Below are 16449 nucleotides of genomic sequence, written 5' to 3'. Positions count from 1 at the left end.
CGGCGAGATTTATCGCCATGCCGCCTAGGGTAAGGAGTTCACCGATATTCAAGCCAATGCTGTTAAACGCTATGCTATGCACAATCGGCATAATGAAGATGTGACTCCTTGATGCAGATAAGCGTTGATCGAGTGTTTGGCCGCTAATGTTCAACCGCGTAGCCCATGCCTGTGGATAACTTTTCGGGCATTAATCAAGTGTTGGGGGATCGATGAATCTGGAAACCAAATGGCTGGAAGACTTTGTCGCCTTGGCCGGCACGCGGAGTTTTTCCCGCGCGGCTGAGAAGCGTTTTGTCACGCAGCCAGCGTTTAGTCGGCGGATTCGTAGTCTTGAGTCGATGCTCGGACTGACATTGATAAACCGTTCCTGCACGCCCATCGAATTGACCGAGGCGGGGCAGCTATTTCTGGTGACGGCGCGGAGCATGGTTGAGCAATTGAGCGAAGTCGTGCGGCATTTGCATAACCTTGAAGGCAAGCAGGGGGAAGTGCTGCAAATTGCGGCGGCGCACTCATTAACCCTGGGCTTTTTCCCTGAATGGATCGCCCGTCTGCGGCGTGAAGGTCTACCGCTCAATACCCGTTTAGTGGCGACCAACGTCGGCGAGGCGGTGCATTCGTTGCGTGAAGGCAGCTGCGATTTGATTCTCGCCTATTACGACCCTGACGCAGCCTTGCAGATGGACCCGGAGATATTCCCGTCGTTGTTTTTGGGTAGCACGGTGATGCTGCCGGTCTGCGCAGTCGACGCCAGCGGCCAACCACTGTTTGATCTCGACAGTGGCCAAACCCTGCCGTTGCTGGCATACAGCGCCGGGGCCTTTCTCGGGCGCTCGGTTAATCTGCTGCTGCGCCAACGCGCGCTACGTTCGACCACTGTGTATGAAACGGCCATGGCAGACAGCTTGAAAAGCATGGCGTTACAAGGCATGGGTGTGGCGTGGGTGCCGCGTTTAAGCGTGACGGCCGAGTTGGCGCGAGGCGAGTTGGTGGTGTGCGGCTCAGAGGCATGGCAATCGCCTCTGGAAATTCGCTTATACCGCTGCGCACTGGTGCGCAAAGCCGCCATTCGCCTGCTCTGGCGCAAGCTCGAAAGCGGCGAAGTAGGTCGCACCGAGTAGGGAGGACGACGTTTTTCCGTCCACCATTTGCGGTTGCGGATAGTGCGGAAATGGCCAGGCTAGCGGTTCAAGTCCTTTGGCTCTAGCTGTTGATCTTACCCGCCTGCAATTTATTTCAGGAAGCGCTGAGAACGTAGCGAGCGACGGGAGTGCAAGGCAAAACCAGGCGAGGAAGCGGAGTTTACAAGTGTAAATGAGCAGTCTGATCCTGTTTTTAACACCGCAATCCCTAGCGCCTGCACTGGTGCAAGCTGGAAAATGGTGAAGCACCGAATAGATGGGCTAGTTCCCCAAGTCATTGGGTTTCAGCTGTTGATCTTACCCGCCTGCAATTTATTTCAGGAAGCGCTGAGAACGTAGCGAGCGACGGGAGTGCAAGGCAAAAACAGGCGAGGAAGCGGAGTTTACAAGTGTAAATGAGCATTCCGAGCCTGTTTTTAACACCGCAATCCCTAGCGCAGTAGTTCTCAGTGTTTCCTCAGGTGCCTGACTTGATCTTGGTCCAGGCCCTGGTGCGCATCCGCTCAGCTTTTTGCGGCAGCGGCTTGAGTACATACAGGGTTTTTTGCCCCTCAGCAGTTGGTGTCAGCCCGGCGTTGTCACGGATCTCGGCATTCATCATCGGCAGTGCCGCTTTGTTCGGGTTTGGGTAACCGAGAAAATTGCTGGTTGAGGCAATTACTTGTGGGTCGAGCAAGTTATTGAGGAATTCGTGCGCCTCTTCAACGTTTTTCGCGCTGGTTGGGATGGCGAAGGAGTCGAACCACAGTGGCGCGCCCTCTTTCGGCAAACGCCAATCGACGACCACGCCATTACCCGCCTCTTTGGCGCGGTTGGCAAACTGGTAGAAGCTGCCCGAGTAGCCGACTGCTACGCAGATATTGCCATTAGCAATATCCGTCATGTATTTGGCTGAGTGAAAATAGGCAATGTTCGGGCGGATTTTCATCATCAGCTCGGTGGCTTTGTCGTAGTCGGCCTTCTTGGTGCTATTGGGGTCCAGCCCGAGGTAGTGCAGGGCGATAGGCAGGATGTCCCCGGGGGAATCAAGCATCGCGACGCCACATTGCTTGAGCTTGGAGATGTTTTCCGTCTTGAAAATCAGGTCCCAGCTGTCGACGGGGGCATCGGCGCCGAGCGCTTCTTTCACCTTGGCCGGATTGAAGCCGATGATCACCGTTCCGTACATGTAAGGCACGGCGTGTTCGTTGCCCGGATCGTTAGTCGCCATCAGCTTTAACAGCTCTGGGTCGAGGTTCTTCCAGTTGGGCAATTTGCTCTTGTCGAGCTTTTGGAACACCCCGGCTTTGATTTGGGTGTCGAGGAAGGTGTTGGACGGTACTACCAGATCATAGCCAGAGTTGCCGGTGAGCAACTTTGCTTCCAGTGATTCATTGGTGTCGAACACGTCCCAGGTCAGTTTGATCCCGGTTTTTTTCGCGAAGTCTTTTGGCACCGAGGGCAAAATATAGTCGGCCCAGTTGTAAACGCGGAGCTCGCGTTCAGCAGCATGGGCTGCACTGGCCATTAACGCAGTGCCGCAGAGCGCGGCGCCTATCAGAGTGCGGAGTTTTCTCATGATCATGCGTCCTTCTTCGAATTATTAGGTCGGCAGACATTTTCAAAACCTTCCAACACATTGACTGCGTTCACACCGATGGCTTCGACGGCATAGCCGCCTTCCATGACGAACAGCGTTGGCAAGCCCATTGCTGCAATACGCTCGCCCATGCTCAGGTAGTCCGGGCTGTCGAGTTTGAATTGCGAGATTGGGTCTTCTTTGTAGGTGTCGACGCCGAGCGAGACGATTACCACCTCGGCGTCGAACTGATTTATTCGCTGGCAGGCATCATCCAGCGCTGCGCCCCAGCTGTCCCACGCACTGCCAGCGGGCAGTGGATAGTTGAGGTTGCAGCCTTCGCCAGCGCCTTCGCCCTGTTCATCGGCATGGCCGAGGAAGAACGGAAACTCTGCGACCGGGTCACCATGAATCGAGGTGAACAGCACGTCATTGCGTGAATAGAAAATCGACTGGGTGCCATTACCATGGTGGTAATCGACATCGAGAATCGCCACGCGCTTGTAGCCTTGGTCGATAAAGGCTTGCGCAGCAATAGCGGCGTTGTTCAGGTAGCAATAGCCGCCCATGACATCGCTTGCGGCATGATGGCCAGGTGGTCGGCACAGGGCGAATACGCAGTTCGCACCCTTGGCAATTTCCTGTTGCGCGGTGAGGGCAACTTGCGCGGCGCTGTAGGCGGCTTGCCATGTCCCCGCAGTGATGGGGGCCCCGGCATCAAAGCTGTAGTAACCCAATTGGCCATGCAGGCTGGTGGGTAAACGGTGACTCAAGGTACGTGCAGGCCAAGTGTAGGGCAGCAAATCGCCGGTTCCGTCTTGTTCTTGCCAGCGTGCCCAGGCGCCCTCGAAAAAATCCAGGTATTCGGCAGTGTGAATGCGCTTAATTGGCTCGCGGCCAAAGTCCTGCGGCTCGCGAACCTCACCAATACTGCGGTCTTTGACCCGCTGCAGAATGTGATCAGCACGCTTGGGCATCTCGAAGCAGGGCATCAATTTGCCGTCGATCAACTCGCAACTGCCGTGATGGAGGTGATGGTCGTCGCTGTAAATGGTGAGCATGATCAGGAGCCCTGCGGTTATTTGTTATGGCTCCATTGTTTGCCTAAAGCGCCGTCTGCGAAAACGCTACAGATGGCCAAAAGGGGATTAATCTGGCCAAATTTATCGGCCATGCTTGTCCGTGGGACTGGTCAGACTGTTTTCTTCAGAGGCGAAAATGGCTCGGTGCAACGCCACTCCAGCGCTGAAAGGCATGGCGGAAGCTGGCACTTTCACTGAAGCCCAGCTCCTCGGCAATCCGTCCGACGGGCCAACCTTCTTGGCACAACAAGGCTTTGGCGCGCTCGAAGCGCAAGTCATCTAGCAGCTCTTGATAATGGGTGCCCAGTGCCTGTAAATGTCGGCGCAAGGTGCGCGGCGAGCAGTGCATCTGCTGCGCCAGTTGCTCAAGACCAGGGGAGTGTGTCAGCTGCTCCGTGAGCAGCTCGCGAATGCGTGCTAGCCACAGTTGCCGGGCCGAAAACTCACTATTGAGCTTGCGGCAGCGCATCAGCATTTCCTGGTGGGTAATGGCATCCGCCAACGGGAGGCGGCGGCTCAGCCAACTGGCAGGAAAAGCGAAGGCATTGCTGCGCGCATTGAAACTTAACGAGCAGTCGAAGCTGTTGGCGTAGCGGGCTGAGTAAACGGGCTCGGCATACTGAAATTGCGCAGCACTGACCGGCAGTGGATGGCCGAGCAGGTCAGCGCAAACGGTTTTCAATGAAGCCAAACACATCTCGACATTGAATACTTCAAGTTCAGGCCGTTGCTGGTAACCGCTGGCGCTGACCCAGGCCAATTCGCCTTCAATTTGCAGATCCAGTTTGAAATAGGTGCCCAGCAGCGCCGGATACTCCAGCAACAGCTGCCATGCGTCACCAAAAGTGGCACTCGATAGCGCGGCGTAACCGAGTATGCCGTAGGCGGAGATGTGCATGCGCCGGCCCAGCTCCAGCCCCAAATCCTCTTGCGCCGCCAAACCGTTGGCACAGACTTGCAGCTCTTGGTGCGGGGTGATGCGCGAGTCATTGCCGTTCAGGTCCTCCAGCCGGATGCCGCTGGCGTCGAGCAGGCGTGAGACCGAAACTGAGGTGTCGGCGAAATAGGCAAGGGTCATGGAAACCACATGCAGGGTGGTCAATTGGGCATGCATCGTTGGCCGCGCTCACTGGCAGGAGTTAACCATTGCGCAGCAAGATATATGCCGCTGGCCGCTCAGTACGGCCAGCGACTTATGCCTATCAGCTGTTTAAAAAGTGAGCACTGTTCGACCTTCAATTTTTCCGGCGCGCATCTGGTCGAGAATGAGGTTGATGTTATCCAGTTGATCGGTGTTGCACGTTGCGCTGACCAGGCCTTCGCCAGCGAAGTCCATTGCTTCTTGCAAGTCGGCGCGGGTGCCCACTATCGAACCGGTGATGCTGATCGCCTTAAGCACCACATCAAAAATGGGTGCAGGGAAGTCGCCAGGTGGCAGCCCCACTAGCGCGACAGTACCACCTCGCCGTGCAGCGCCGATGGCTTGGCCAAATGCACTGTTGGATACCGCGGTTACGAGCACGCCGTGGGCACCACCTATGTCGCGTTGAATCACGGTGGCGGGGTCTTGATTGCGTGCATTGACGGTGAGTTCTGCACCCAGCTTGCGCGCCAGTTCCAGCTTGCTGTCATCGACATCAATGGCCGCCACATGCAGGCCCATGGCTCGCGCATATTGCACGGCAATGTGCCCAAGGCCGCCAATCCCGGAAATGGCAACCCACTGGCCCGGCCGTGCGCGCGTAACCTTGAGCCCTTTGTAGACCGTCACGCCTGCGCAAAGGATAGGTGCGATCTCTACAAACCCGATGTTTTTCGGCAGCACCCCGACGAAATTTGGATCCGCCAGTACATACTCGGCATAGCTGCCATTAACTGAATAGCCGGTGTTTTGTTGGCTTTCACACAGGGTTTCCCAGCCCGTCAGGCAGTGTTCACAACAGCCGCAGGCGGTGTATAGCCACGGCACGCCGACACGGTCGCCTTCTTTTATGCGGTTGACCCCACTGCCGACGGCGGCGACAAAACCTACACCTTCGTGGCCTGGAATGAATGGCAGGCTTGGCTTCACGGGCCAATCCCCTTCGGCGGCGTGTAAATCGGTGTGGCAGACTCCGCTGGCTTCAATCTTGACCAGGATCTGGCCGGGGCCTGGCAGCGGGACTTTTACTTCTTCAATGCGCAGGGGTTCGCCGAAGGCGTGTACGACGGCAGCTTTCATGGTTTTAGGCATGATAATTCTCCCATGGTAGTGTGAGTCACTAATGTGCGCTGTTGCCGGTTGGTACAGTTGATTGAGATCAAAAATCAGCTGTTTTTTTAATCCCAACCCCAAGCGCTGGATAAACGGTAGTCAGCATTGCTCACTGGCCCGGCCTTTGCGGTATACTGCGCGGCCTTCGGCCGGCGGCACCCGGCTATATATCGCATACAAGCCACGCTGGTTTAACCGCGTGGCTTGTTAGTTTTTGATGCGCCAACTGGCGCCAAATATAGAGGCACAACGATGAGCACACTGGTAGGCGTGATCATGGGCTCCAAGTCCGACTGGAGCACCCTTAGCCACACCACCGAGATGCTGGACAAGCTGGGAATCGGTTATGAGGTGAAAGTTGTTTCAGCTCACCGCACCCCTGACTTGCTCTTCCAGTACGCCGAGCAGGCCGAGTCTCGTGGTATCCAGGTGATTATTGCCGGAGCCGGTGGCGCTGCACACTTGCCGGGCATGTGCGCGGCCAAAACCCACCTTCCGGTACTGGGTGTGCCGGTGCAGTCGTCGATGCTCTCCGGTGTTGATTCGCTGCTGTCTATCGTTCAGATGCCAGCTGGTGTGCCAGTTGCAACTTTGGCGATTGGCAAGGCGGGTGCAGTGAATGCTGCATTGCTGGCGGCGAGTATCCTGGGTCATCAACACCCGCAGTTTCATGAGGCGCTGAAGCAATTCCGTGCAGAGCAAACTGAAACGGTGTTGGAAAACCCAGACCCGCGCCACGCTTGAGTCGATCAATAAGGGCTGTGCTATGAAAATCGGTGTAATCGGTGGCGGCCAGTTGGGCCGCATGTTGGCGCTGGCGGGCACTCCGCTGGGCATGAACTTCGCCTTTCTCGACCCGGCGCCTGATGCCTGCGCGCAAGCGCTGGGCGAGCATATTCGCGCCGACTACGGTGATCAGGACCATTTACGTCAATTGGCGGATGAAGTTGATCTGGTGACCTTCGAATTTGAAAGCGTCCCGGCTGAAACCGTGGCCTTTCTGTCGCAGTTCGTCCCGGTCTATCCTGGTGCTGATGCGCTGCGTATTGCCCGCGATCGCTGGTTTGAAAAGTCGATGTTCAAGGATCTTGGCATCCCGACACCGGATTTCGCCGATATTCAGTCACAAGCTGATCTCGACACCGCCGTTGCCAGCATTGGTTTGCCTGCCGTGATGAAGACCCGCACCTTGGGCTACGACGGCAAGGGGCAAAAGGTGCTGCGCAGCGCCGAAGATGTTGTCGGTGCATTTGCTGAGCTGGGCAGCGTCGCCTGCCTGCTTGAAGGGTTTGTGCCCTTCACCGGTGAAGTTTCGTTGATCGCTGTGCGTGGCCGCGACGGCGAGACTCAGTTTTACCCGCTGGTACACAACACCCACAACAGTGGCATCCTCGGTTTGTCGATTGCCAGCAGCAATCACCCGCTGCAGGCGCTGGCCGAAGATTACGCCAGCCGTGTGCTGGATAAACTCAGCTATGTTGGCGTGCTGGCGTTTGAATTTTTCGAAGTAGACGGCGGCCTCAAAGCCAACGAAATCGCTCCTCGTGTGCATAATTCCGGGCACTGGACGATTGAAGGCGCTGAGTGCAGCCAGTTTGAAAACCACCTGCGTGCCATTGCCGGGTTACCGCTGGGTTCTACCGCGAAAGTCGGCGAGAGCGCCATGCTCAACTTCATTGGCGAAGTTCCGCCTGTGGATAAAGTCAGCGCCATTGCTGACTGCCACCTGCATCACTACGGCAAAGCCTTCAAGGTCGGTCGTAAAGTGGGTCACGCCACAGTGCGCAGTAGAGATCGCGCCACGCTGGACCAACAGGTTGCAGCGGTACAGGCCCTGATCGACGCCTAATAGAAAAGCTGGCGCTGCGCAACGCAGCGTCAGGGGAACCTCCATAGAGATCAGCCGTCTCATGGCTGAGCGCCACAGTTGTTCTAGACTGTGGTTTGAGCGCCAGCATCGTCACGCGATGCCCACTGCTCGAACACAAGGCGCAATCACTTTGAATGGAGAGCAAGCCATGGGAATTATCGGCACAATCTTAATCGGTCTGATTGTTGGTTTAATTGCACGCTTTCTGAAGCCGGGCGATGACAGCATGGGTTGGATCATGACTATCCTGCTCGGTATCGGCGGTTCATTGGCCGCGACCTACGGTGGTCAGGCCTTGGGTATTTACCAGGCCGGCCAAGGCGCCGGTTTTATCGGTGCAGTGGTGGGTGCAGTAGTGCTGCTGTTTATCTACGCGATGATTAAAAAGAAATAATTTAAACGCACTGTCGTTTTACAAGAAGCCGTCGCCCGACGGCTTTTTTATGCCTGCAGGTTTCCCGGCTTGCATGTGATTGCTCGCTGCATAAGACTGCAAGCCTGCACTTTGTCGAGAATGTGTTGATGTTGCGATTGTTAGTACTGCCCCTGTTGCTGGCTAGTAGCCTGGCCTTTGCTGAGCTGCCTGAAACTGATTGGCTGGCGCTAATGCCTGCCGAGGACCAACAAGCCCTGGAAGACATGCCGGAGATCACCCACGATACCCCTGAGGATGACAGCAGCTTCTATCAACCCGGTGGTCTCAAGCAACAGGATAAAAAACTCCCTGCAGTGATGTACTCGGCAAAAACCGTGGCCGCATTTAATGGCAAGCAGATCCGTCTGGGTGGCTATCCCGTGCCGCTGGAAAGCGATGCCAAAGGGCGCAGCACCCTGTTTTTCCTAGTGCCGTATCCGGGGGCCTGCATTCATGTGCCGCCACCGCCGCCGAATCAACTGGTATTGGTGCGTTACCCGAAGGGCATTGCCCTGGAGGACATTTACGCGCCGTTGTGGGTCAGTGGGACAATCAAAATCGAGAGCGTCAGTAACGATCTTGCCGATGCCGCCTACGCGCTGGATGCCAGTCAGGTGCGCGCCGTAGAGGAAGCGGATCTGTAGATCCTGCAGCGCGCACTCGGCAAAAGCCTCTGTCAGTGGGTAAGTTAATCCGCGATTTTATTCTTCGCGGCAATCCACTGGGACATGTACTGCGTGCTCTTGAGGCTGTGGTGACGAAGCATCTGGCCGATAAAATTATCCTGCCGGTGCGCAGCGAGATTATCGCTGAGCTGCTGCAGTCGGGTAATCAACTCGCGGCCCAGGCGTGGCCGATCGAAGCGTTGCTGTAAAATCGCATGGCCGTGCGCCTGAGCTTGCAGCCACAGGCTTTGGTCTTCATGCAGGGCCACAGCGGCATCGGCAAAGGCGGTGGCTGAGTCGACGATCGCTCCTCCCCAAGGCATGTGGCCATGCATGCCTTCGCTGCCCATTGCGGTGGTCACGCTGGGAGTACCGCAGGCCATGGCATCCGCCAGTTTGCCTTTGATGCCCGCACCAAATCGTAGCGGTGCCAGGCACACCCGCGCCTGACTCATGACCTGATGGGCATCGTCCGCCCAGCCGAGTACATGGAACCCTTGCTTGGGGTTATGCAGGGCTGTGGCTTTGGGCGGTGGATAGGCACCATAGACATGCAATTGCGCCTGCGGCAGGCGTTGGCGAACCAATGGCCAGAGTGCGTGTTTAAGCCAGAGCACAGCGTCCCAATTGGGCGCGTGGCGGAAATTGCCGATGCTGATAAAGTGCGCGCGCTCAGCAAAGGCGGCAGGCTCGATTGCGCCGGGAATTAACATCAGGGCGCAGTGGTGGAGTAGCGCCGCTGGCACCGCAAAAGCCTGTTGCAGCAATTGCATCTCGAATTCCGAGATCATCAGGGTCAAGTCGCTGCGAAAGATGGCTGCGACTTCGCGCTTGGCTGTATCTGAAGCAGCCATGACGCTAAACAGCTGGTCGGCGTGCGCGGTGACAGCGCCGACCTGTTGTTTTTCTGTTTCATTGGCGCAGGCGTTTTGTGCGGTTTTTAGCAACTGCTGACGCGCTTCACGCAAGCTGTGCAAGTCGCTGGTGTCGAGCACGCGCAAGGCAGTCGGGCAGGCCCGCTCAACACGCCAGGCGAACTGCTCTTCAGTAAAGAATCGGTCGAACAGCACCATGTCGGGCTGCAGCTCATTTACCCACTGGTCAAAGCTGTCGCAATTAAGCGCAACTTGAATCTCGGCGATATCCAGTGCCGCTAAATCAGCCCTATGGGGCGAGAGGGCGGCGGCACTGGCGAAGGTGACCTGCCAACCTTGGGCGCGGAACAACTCGAGCAACTCCATCATTCTGCTGCCCGCAGCGGATGAGCGTGGTTCTGGCCATACGTAGCCGATAACAAGGATGTTTTGCATGGTCAGTGGCTTTCAGCGTCTTAAAGGACCGATTGTAACGGAGTTGGCCGGCCAAGCAGGGACGCTGTTATTCAGAGAATCCTTGGGCTGATATTTTCAGACCAAGGGGTGACTGGTTAAAGTGTGTTCCACCCAGATATCCAGCGCCAACTCATGTTCAGTTGCAGGCGCTAGCGTGACGGCATCATCGAGCACGTTCGCATGCTCGATACAGAGCATCTGTTGCCAGGCTGCATCATCGAACTGGGAGAGGCGCTGGGCCTTGTCTATCCATGGATTCCAGACCACGGCGGAGTGTGAGCCCGTGCTGAGCAGGTTGATTGTGCGTTGCCATAGCGGATCGATAATCTGCAGCTTGGCGGGGGGATTCAGGTAGATGCGGTCGGTTTCACCGCTGAAGTGCAAGGCGCCTGTTTGGCTGCGCGCTTGCCAATCTTCCAAGGTCTCGATGTAGCTGCAGTCTTGCAGGCCCTCGACGCTCACTTGGTTGATGTCACTTACCGCAAAGTAGCTGTGCAAGGCTTGGCTGAAGGCCAGCGGTTGATCGCCCAGGTTGCGGCACACCAGGCTGATGCTCAGGCGTTCACCCAGGCGCACGCTCAGGATCAGCTCTGCTGCGTGGGGCCAGTGCGCCAGAGGCTGCTCAAGGCTGTTGTAGCTAAAAGTGATACTGGCGCACTCTTCTCGCTGTTCCACGCCTTCCAGTGCCCAATCAATGCTGCGTACAAGGCCGTGCGCGCCTGCTTGCTGCGGTTGCTGGTGCATGGCTTGAACAGAGTCTGGGTTGCGCAACAAGTCACCGAACCACGGCCAGCACACTGGTACGCCACCGCGCTGGCTATTGCCGGGCTTCATCTCGGCGTGCTCACTGAGCCAGATGATCGGTGGCTCGCCATTGTTTTCATAGCGGAGGATCTGCGCGCCTTGTTCAGCAATTAGCAGTTTGCTGTTGTTGAAGCTCAGGCTCCAGCAGGTCAGGTCGCCCATTTCGATACGGTCAACGCTTGCCGTGGTCATTGGTTTTCCCTTGGTAACGAGTTGAAGGGGGAGTCGGTTGGTTGTGCAGTTTGAATGCAAAACGCCCGTAACAAGTACGGGCGTTTTGACCAAGCGCTGCGGCGTTAGTTGCCGTACACCTGCTCCGGCAGCCACGTGATCAGCCCCGGGAAGATGTAAGCGATAACCAGCAGAATAATCTGGATCAGAATAAACGGCAGCACACCTTTGTAGATGGTACTGGTTGGCACGGACGCCGGTGTTACCCCGCGTAGGTAGAACAGGGCAAACCCGAACGGCGGTGTGAGGAATGAGGTCTGCAGGTTGAGTGCAATCATTACCCCCAGCCAGATTGGGTCAAGTCCCATGGCCATCAAGACCGGACCTACAATCGGCACCACCACGAAGGTGATCTCAATGAAGTCGAGAATGAAGCCGAGGAAGAAGATCACCACCATCACCAGGAAGAACGCACCGAGTACGCCGCCCGGCAACTGAGCGAAGACTTCCTCAATCAATATCTCGCCACCAAAGCCGCGGAAAACCAAGGAGAACAGCGAGGCACCAATCAGGATCATAAACACCATGGCACTGATTTCAGTGGTGCCGTACGCCACTTCCTTGACCTTGGTGAAGTTCAGCTTGCCTTTCAGCGTTGCCAGAATCATCGCACCCAGGGCGCCAAGCGCCGCCGCTTCAGTCGGCGTGGCGTAACCGGCGAGAATCGAACCGAGTACGGCAGCAATGAGGATTAGCGGTGGAATCAGCGCATTGGCCAGCTTGCCCCACTCAATCGGGCCAAGCTCTTCTTGTGGCAGTGCGGGAAGTTTCTTCGGCTGGAAAATCGCTACACCGATGATGTAGAGGATATACATCCCCACCAGCACCATGCCTGGCAGGAATGCACCGACGAACAAGTCACCGACCGAAACCGTTTTGGGTGAGAAGATGCCCATCTTCAATTGCGCTTGCTGGTAGGCGCTGGACATTACGTCACCGAGCAAAACCAACACGATTGAAGGCGGAATGATCTGCCCCAAAGTACCGGTCGCAGCCAAGGTGCCGGTCGCGATGGCGGGATCATAGCCACGGCGCAGCATGGTTGGCAGCGCAAGCAAACCCATGGTGACCACTGTCGCGCCGACAATGCCGGTACTGGCAGCGAGCAATGCACCCACTACACAGACTGAGATCGCCAAGCCACCGCGCAGGGTGCCGAACAGTCGCGACATGGATTCGAGCAGGTCTTCGGCAACGCGGGATTTCTCCAGCATCACCCCCATAAACACGAAGAGCGGCACCGCCAGCATCGTCTGGTTATTCATGATGCCGAATAGACGGTTGGGCAGCGCGCTGAGGTAGGTGGGGTCGAAGGTGCCGGTGACGATACCAATCCCGGCGAACAGCAAGGATACACCACCCAGGGTAAATGCGACCGGATAACCGGCCATCAAGGCCGCGCAGATACAAATAAACAGCAGAATCGGCATTAACTCAACCATGCTTCACCTCCGGCTCGGGCAGATGACCGGCGAGCATGTAAACAGCTTTAATGATGTCGGAGATTCCTTGCAGAACCAGGCAGACCACCAAAATCAGGATGATGCTTTTTTGTAGGTAGACGAAGTGCAGGCCGCCCGTTTCACTGGACGCCTCTTTGGTCGCCCAGGAGTTGGCCACGTAGTCCCAGCTGCTCCAGCCCAGAAACAGGCAAAGCGGCAACAGGAACAGCAGCGTACCGAGAATATCCACCAGCGCTTGGCGCTTGGCGCTGAACTTCTGATAAAAGATATCCACACGCACGTGTGCGTTGCGTTGCAGGGTCCAGGCGGATGCACCCAGAAACACCAGGGCGTGGGCATATAAGACGGCTTCTTGCAGAGCTGTGGCACCGATCCCGAAACCGTAGCGTAGGATGACTACAATGGCGGTTCCAAAGACCAGAAACACGGTGAGCCAGGCGCAGGCTTGGCCAAAGCGTTTGTTCAGCGCATCGATAATGCGCGCAAGGTTAAGCAAAAGGGGGGGCTTGTCGGACATGGTGAGTCCTTATCGTTATGGGTGAGTATTCGGGCAGGCCGGTGATTCTAGGCAGCTCGAGTCAAAGCAGCAATGGCACTACAACTTTAGTCGCATCTACTAGGCTTGTGAGTCACTTCGCCCTATGTTACTCAGGCGCGGTCTACTGACAGTGATCCTGTGGTAAGACCAATACAACAAGAAGGAGCATTGCATGAAACGTCGTCAAATTCTCGCTGCAGCGGGTGTAGGCCTTGCCGCCACTGCGTTGGCGGGCTGTAACAAAGAAGCTGATTGCAGCAAAGATGTCGCTGCGGGCAGCGCTGCCAAGCCTCAAGAAGGCGCTGGTGGGGAAACGTTCCATTGGAAAATGGTCACCTCCTGGCCAAAAAACTTTCCCGGTGTTGGCGTAGGCGCGGAAAATTTTGCCAAGCTGGTTAATGAAATGAGTAAAGGCCGTCTGACTGTAAAAGTCTACGCGGCCGGTGAACTGGTTCCTGCTTTGGAAGTATTCGACGCTGTTTCGCGCGGTACTGCCGAAATGGGCCACGGTGCGCCTTACTACTGGAAAGGCAAAGTGCCGGCTGCACAGTTCTTCTGCGCACTGCCATTTGGCCCTAACGCGCAGGAAATGAACGCCTGGCTGCACAGAGGCGGCGGTCTGCAGTTGTGGGAAGAGGTTTACAAGCCGTTTGGCGTATTGCCAATGGCGTGCGGCGCAACAGGCGTGCAGACGGCTGGCTGGTTCAATAAGGAAATCAACTCGGTTGATGACTTTAAAGGCCTGAAAATGCGTACTCCGGGTCTTGGCGGGGAAGTGCTGACCAAAATGGGCGGTACCGTAGTCAACATGCCGGCGGGGGAAATTTTCACTGCGCTGCAAACGGGTGCCATTGATGCCACCGAGTGGATTGGTCCCTACAACGATCAGGCGCTGGGTTTACAAAAAGCCGCTAAGTACTACTACACCCCAGGTTGGCAGGAGCCGAACGTAACGTTCGAGCTCGACATCAACATCAAGGCGTGGGAAACCTTGCCAGCGGACCTGCAAGCCATCGTGCGTGCTGCCGCGCGTGATATCAACGGCGATATGCTTGATGACTACAACGCCCGCAACATGGAAGCCATGGAGCAACTGAAGAAAGAAGGCGTTGATGTACGTCGTCTGCCAGATGATGTGTTGGCCAAGCTCAAAGGCATCGCCGCTGAAGTGGTTGATGCCAGTGCCGCAGCCGACCCGGCCGCGACCAAGGTCTGGGCGCAGCAGAAAGCCTATCTCGAGCGTCTTTACGAATACGCTGAGGCCAACGAGAAGGACATCTACAACATTCGCGGTTAAACCCGACGCTGTTTGTAGTGCTTATAAAAACGCCGGCAACTGAGCCGGCGTTTTTGTCTGTGCGGTGCGCTAGCGCCGAGGCGGGACCGGGCGGGTGCGCCCACTGCCATCGATTGCAACGAAGACGAATACTGCCTCGGTCACCTTGCGCCATTCGCTGGAGAGCGGATCATCGCTCCAGACTTCGACCAACATCTGAATCGAACTGCGGCCGATCTCGAGTTCTTGGGTGTAAAACGACAATTGAGCGCCTACTGCAACTGGGACCATAAAGGCCATGCGGTCGACCGCAACGGTTGCCACACGCCCGCCAGCGACTTTACTCGCCATGGCAGTGCCTGCTAGATCCATTTGCGATACCAGCCAGCCACCGTAAATATCACCAAAGCCATTGGTTTCACGGGGCAGTGCAGTGATTTGCAGCGCTAAATCACCTTGCGGAATCGGGTCATCCTGTTCGAGGTCATTCATAGACGTAACAGCTCGCGGCGCGGTTGTTGTTATGGAGCGCAGAAGATCAGCGCAGGGCGAGTATACCGACTGAGTGGTCGCTGAGCGACTCTGGCCATTAATTAAGCCACATATCGAGGCGAATTTTGCAGTAAAGGCAAATTAATGGCATCGGTCATCTAACTGTCACATTGTTTTCATAGATTGGTCACACGGCCTGCAGATACTTGGGCCCGTTCCATCCAACACTACTTCAGCTAGGAGCAAGGCATGAAACTCAAGCGTTTGATGGCGGCCATGACTTTTGTCGCCGCTGGCGTTACAGCCGCCACCGCGGTTGCCGCTATCGACCCGGCTCTGCCGACCTATGAAAAAACTTCCGGTGTATCCGGCAACCTGTCGAGCGTCGGCTCTGACACTTTGGCTAACCTGATGACCCTTTGGGCTGAGAACTACAAAAAGTTCTACCCGAACGTGAACATCCAGATTCAGGCCGCTGGTTCTTCTACTGCGCCACCTGCTCTCACTGAAGGCACTGCTAACCTCGGCCCAATGAGCCGTAAGATGAAAGATGCCGAGCTGCAAGCATTCGAAGAAAAATACGGCTACAAGCCGACTGCAGTTCCAGTGGCTATCGATGCCTTGGCTGTATTCGTACACAAAGATAACCCAATCAAAAGCCTGACCATGGCTCAGGTTGATGCAATCTTCTCGGCTACTCGTCTGTGCGGCGAAGCCAAAGATATCAAAACCTGGGGCGACGCAGGTATGACCGGTGAGTGGGCGGGTAAGCCAATTCAATTGTTCGGTCGTAACTCGGTGTCCGGCACTTATGGCTACTTCAAAGAAGAAGCCCTGTGCAAAGGTGACTTCCGTTCAAACGTAAACGAACAGCCAGGCTCTGCCTCGGTAGTTCAGTCGATCTCCAGCACTGTTAATGCCATCGGTTACTCAGGCATTGGCTACAAAACCTCCAGCGTTCGCGCTGTAGCGCTGGTCGACAAGCAAGGTAACGCTGAAGAAGCCACCGAAGCTAACGCGCTGTCGGGTAAGTACCCACTGTCGCGCTTCCTCTACGTTTATGTAAACAAAGCGCCGAACAAGCCGCTGAGCCCGCTCGACGCGCAGTTCCTGAAAATGGTTCTGTCTAAGCAAGGCCAAGAAGTTGTCGTGAAAGACGGTTACATCCCGCTGCCAGCCAAAGTGTCTGAAAAAGCCATGAAGGAACTGGGTCTGTAACTGACCCCGGTATCGTGAAGTAATCGGCGCCCGCCCTCAGAATTGAGCGTGGGCGTTGTCACGTCACTGAGCTGTAACCTTTCTGTCATATAAGACCGTTAGATTTG

Annotated in this window: 16 protein-coding genes; 7 read left to right on the top strand and 9 right to left on the bottom strand. The window is 56.2% G+C overall.

Annotated elements, in window-relative coordinates; all coding sequences use genetic code 11:
• Positions 1-212: 212 nt before the first annotated feature.
• Entirely contained in the window at positions 213-1124 is a 912-nt protein-coding gene (locus AACY09_RS14645; protein WP_339489040.1) for a LysR substrate-binding domain-containing protein, read from the top strand.
• A gap of 478 nt (positions 1125-1602) precedes the next feature.
• Here AACY09_RS14645 and AACY09_RS14640 read toward each other — a convergent pair whose 3' ends face one another.
• The 4 genes from AACY09_RS14640 to adhP all read right to left on the bottom strand — a co-directional run bounded on the left by AACY09_RS14640 (position 1603) and on the right by adhP (position 6024).
• Positions 1603-2703 carry a polyamine ABC transporter substrate-binding protein gene (locus AACY09_RS14640; protein WP_339489039.1) on the bottom strand — a complete coding sequence of 367 codons (1101 nt, stop codon included), beginning with the start codon at positions 2701-2703 and terminating at the stop codon, positions 1603-1605.
• A 2-nt stretch (positions 2704-2705) separates the two neighbouring features.
• Positions 2706-3764 carry a histone deacetylase family protein gene (locus tag AACY09_RS14635; RefSeq protein ID WP_339489038.1) on the bottom strand — a complete coding sequence of 353 codons (1059 nt, stop codon included), beginning with the start codon at positions 3762-3764 and terminating at the stop codon, positions 2706-2708.
• A gap of 145 nt (positions 3765-3909) precedes the next feature.
• A complete protein-coding gene (locus tag AACY09_RS14630) occupies positions 3910-4899 on the bottom strand; it encodes an AraC family transcriptional regulator (RefSeq protein WP_339489037.1) in 990 nt (329 codons plus the stop codon).
• A 96-nt stretch (positions 4900-4995) separates the two neighbouring features.
• A complete protein-coding gene (adhP, locus tag AACY09_RS14625; RefSeq protein WP_339489375.1) occupies positions 4996-6024 on the bottom strand; it encodes an alcohol dehydrogenase AdhP in 1029 nt (342 codons plus the stop codon).
• A 267-nt stretch (positions 6025-6291) separates the two neighbouring features.
• Here adhP and purE point away from each other — a divergent pair, with 267 nt between their 5' ends.
• From purE to AACY09_RS14605, 4 genes are all read left to right on the top strand, one after another.
• Positions 6292-6783 (top strand): 5-(carboxyamino)imidazole ribonucleotide mutase, encoded by a 492-nt coding sequence (gene purE, locus AACY09_RS14620; RefSeq protein ID WP_339489036.1) that lies wholly within the window; start codon positions 6292-6294, stop codon positions 6781-6783.
• 22 nt (positions 6784-6805) lie between these two features.
• Entirely contained in the window at positions 6806-7888 is a 1083-nt protein-coding gene (locus tag AACY09_RS14615) for a 5-(carboxyamino)imidazole ribonucleotide synthase (protein ID WP_339489035.1), read from the top strand.
• 169 nt (positions 7889-8057) lie between these two features.
• Positions 8058-8303: a GlsB/YeaQ/YmgE family stress response membrane protein gene (locus AACY09_RS14610; RefSeq protein WP_339489034.1), complete on the top strand. Its 246-nt coding sequence runs from the start codon at positions 8058-8060 to the stop codon at positions 8301-8303.
• A 128-nt stretch (positions 8304-8431) separates the two neighbouring features.
• Positions 8432-8968: a DUF3299 domain-containing protein gene (locus AACY09_RS14605; protein WP_339489033.1), complete on the top strand. Its 537-nt coding sequence runs from the start codon at positions 8432-8434 to the stop codon at positions 8966-8968.
• A 44-nt stretch (positions 8969-9012) separates the two neighbouring features.
• On the opposite strand, the gene AACY09_RS14600 is transcribed toward AACY09_RS14605, so the two are convergent.
• From AACY09_RS14600 to AACY09_RS14585, 4 genes are all read right to left on the bottom strand, one after another.
• A complete protein-coding gene (locus tag AACY09_RS14600) occupies positions 9013-10299 on the bottom strand; it encodes a glycosyltransferase (RefSeq protein ID WP_339489032.1) in 1287 nt (428 codons plus the stop codon).
• Between the two features lie 96 nt (positions 10300-10395).
• Positions 10396-11316 (bottom strand): D-hexose-6-phosphate mutarotase, encoded by a 921-nt coding sequence (locus AACY09_RS14595; protein WP_339489031.1) that lies wholly within the window; start codon positions 11314-11316, stop codon positions 10396-10398.
• Between the two features lie 104 nt (positions 11317-11420).
• Entirely contained in the window at positions 11421-12797 is a 1377-nt protein-coding gene (locus AACY09_RS14590; RefSeq protein WP_339489030.1) for a TRAP transporter large permease, read from the bottom strand.
• Positions 12790-13335 (bottom strand): TRAP transporter small permease subunit, encoded by a 546-nt coding sequence (locus AACY09_RS14585; protein WP_339489028.1) that lies wholly within the window; start codon positions 13333-13335, stop codon positions 12790-12792. The genes AACY09_RS14590 and AACY09_RS14585 overlap by 8 nt, the downstream gene beginning before the upstream one ends.
• 193 nt (positions 13336-13528) lie before the next feature.
• Between AACY09_RS14585 and AACY09_RS14580 the strand changes: the two genes are divergently transcribed.
• Complete coding sequence (locus AACY09_RS14580) at positions 13529-14653, top strand: TRAP transporter substrate-binding protein (protein WP_339489026.1); 1125 nt, start codon at positions 13529-13531, stop codon at positions 14651-14653.
• Between the two features lie 69 nt (positions 14654-14722).
• On the opposite strand, the gene AACY09_RS14575 is transcribed toward AACY09_RS14580, so the two are convergent.
• Positions 14723-15124 carry an acyl-CoA thioesterase gene (locus tag AACY09_RS14575; RefSeq protein ID WP_339489025.1) on the bottom strand — a complete coding sequence of 134 codons (402 nt, stop codon included), beginning with the start codon at positions 15122-15124 and terminating at the stop codon, positions 14723-14725.
• 249 nt (positions 15125-15373) lie between these two features.
• Here AACY09_RS14575 and AACY09_RS14570 point away from each other — a divergent pair, with 249 nt between their 5' ends.
• On the top strand, positions 15374-16342 hold the full coding sequence (locus AACY09_RS14570) for a PstS family phosphate ABC transporter substrate-binding protein (RefSeq protein ID WP_339489024.1): 969 nt from the start codon (positions 15374-15376) through the stop codon (positions 16340-16342).
• Positions 16343-16449 lie beyond the last annotated feature (107 nt).

The organism is Pseudomonas sp. EL_65y_Pfl2_R95, assembly GCF_963971045.1.
In the GTDB taxonomy this organism is placed as follows: Bacteria; Pseudomonadota; Gammaproteobacteria; order Pseudomonadales; family Pseudomonadaceae; genus Aquipseudomonas.
This window is presented reverse-complemented; position numbering and strand designations above follow the sequence as displayed.

Excerpts from the sequence above, each read along its gene's own strand:
- AACY09_RS14645 (WP_339489040.1), top strand. The coding sequence starts at position 213 with ATGAATCTGGAAACCAAATGGCTGGAAGACTTTGTCGCCTTGGCCGGC.
- AACY09_RS14610 (WP_339489034.1), top strand. The coding sequence starts at position 8,058 with ATGGGAATTATCGGCACAATCTTAATCGGTCTGATTGTTGGTTTAATT.
- AACY09_RS14635 (WP_339489038.1), bottom strand. The coding sequence starts at position 3,764 with ATGCTCACCATTTACAGCGACGACCATCACCTCCATCACGGCAGTTGC.
- AACY09_RS14615 (WP_339489035.1), top strand. The coding sequence starts at position 6,806 with ATGAAAATCGGTGTAATCGGTGGCGGCCAGTTGGGCCGCATGTTGGCG.
- AACY09_RS14585 (WP_339489028.1), bottom strand. The coding sequence starts at position 13,335 with ATGTCCGACAAGCCCCCCCTTTTGCTTAACCTTGCGCGCATTATCGAT.
- AACY09_RS14605 (WP_339489033.1), top strand. The coding sequence starts at position 8,432 with ATGTTGCGATTGTTAGTACTGCCCCTGTTGCTGGCTAGTAGCCTGGCC.
- AACY09_RS14595 (WP_339489031.1), bottom strand. The coding sequence starts at position 11,316 with ATGACCACGGCAAGCGTTGACCGTATCGAAATGGGCGACCTGACCTGC.
- AACY09_RS14630 (WP_339489037.1), bottom strand. The coding sequence starts at position 4,899 with ATGCATGCCCAATTGACCACCCTGCATGTGGTTTCCATGACCCTTGCC.
- AACY09_RS14575 (WP_339489025.1), bottom strand. The coding sequence starts at position 15,124 with ATGAATGACCTCGAACAGGATGACCCGATTCCGCAAGGTGATTTAGCG.
- AACY09_RS14640 (WP_339489039.1), bottom strand. The coding sequence starts at position 2,703 with ATGAGAAAACTCCGCACTCTGATAGGCGCCGCGCTCTGCGGCACTGCG.
- AACY09_RS14570 (WP_339489024.1), top strand. The coding sequence starts at position 15,374 with ATGAAACTCAAGCGTTTGATGGCGGCCATGACTTTTGTCGCCGCTGGC.
- purE (WP_339489036.1), top strand. The coding sequence starts at position 6,292 with ATGAGCACACTGGTAGGCGTGATCATGGGCTCCAAGTCCGACTGGAGC.
- AACY09_RS14600 (WP_339489032.1), bottom strand. The coding sequence starts at position 10,299 with ATGCAAAACATCCTTGTTATCGGCTACGTATGGCCAGAACCACGCTCA.
- AACY09_RS14580 (WP_339489026.1), top strand. The coding sequence starts at position 13,529 with ATGAAACGTCGTCAAATTCTCGCTGCAGCGGGTGTAGGCCTTGCCGCC.
- AACY09_RS14590 (WP_339489030.1), bottom strand. The coding sequence starts at position 12,797 with ATGGTTGAGTTAATGCCGATTCTGCTGTTTATTTGTATCTGCGCGGCC.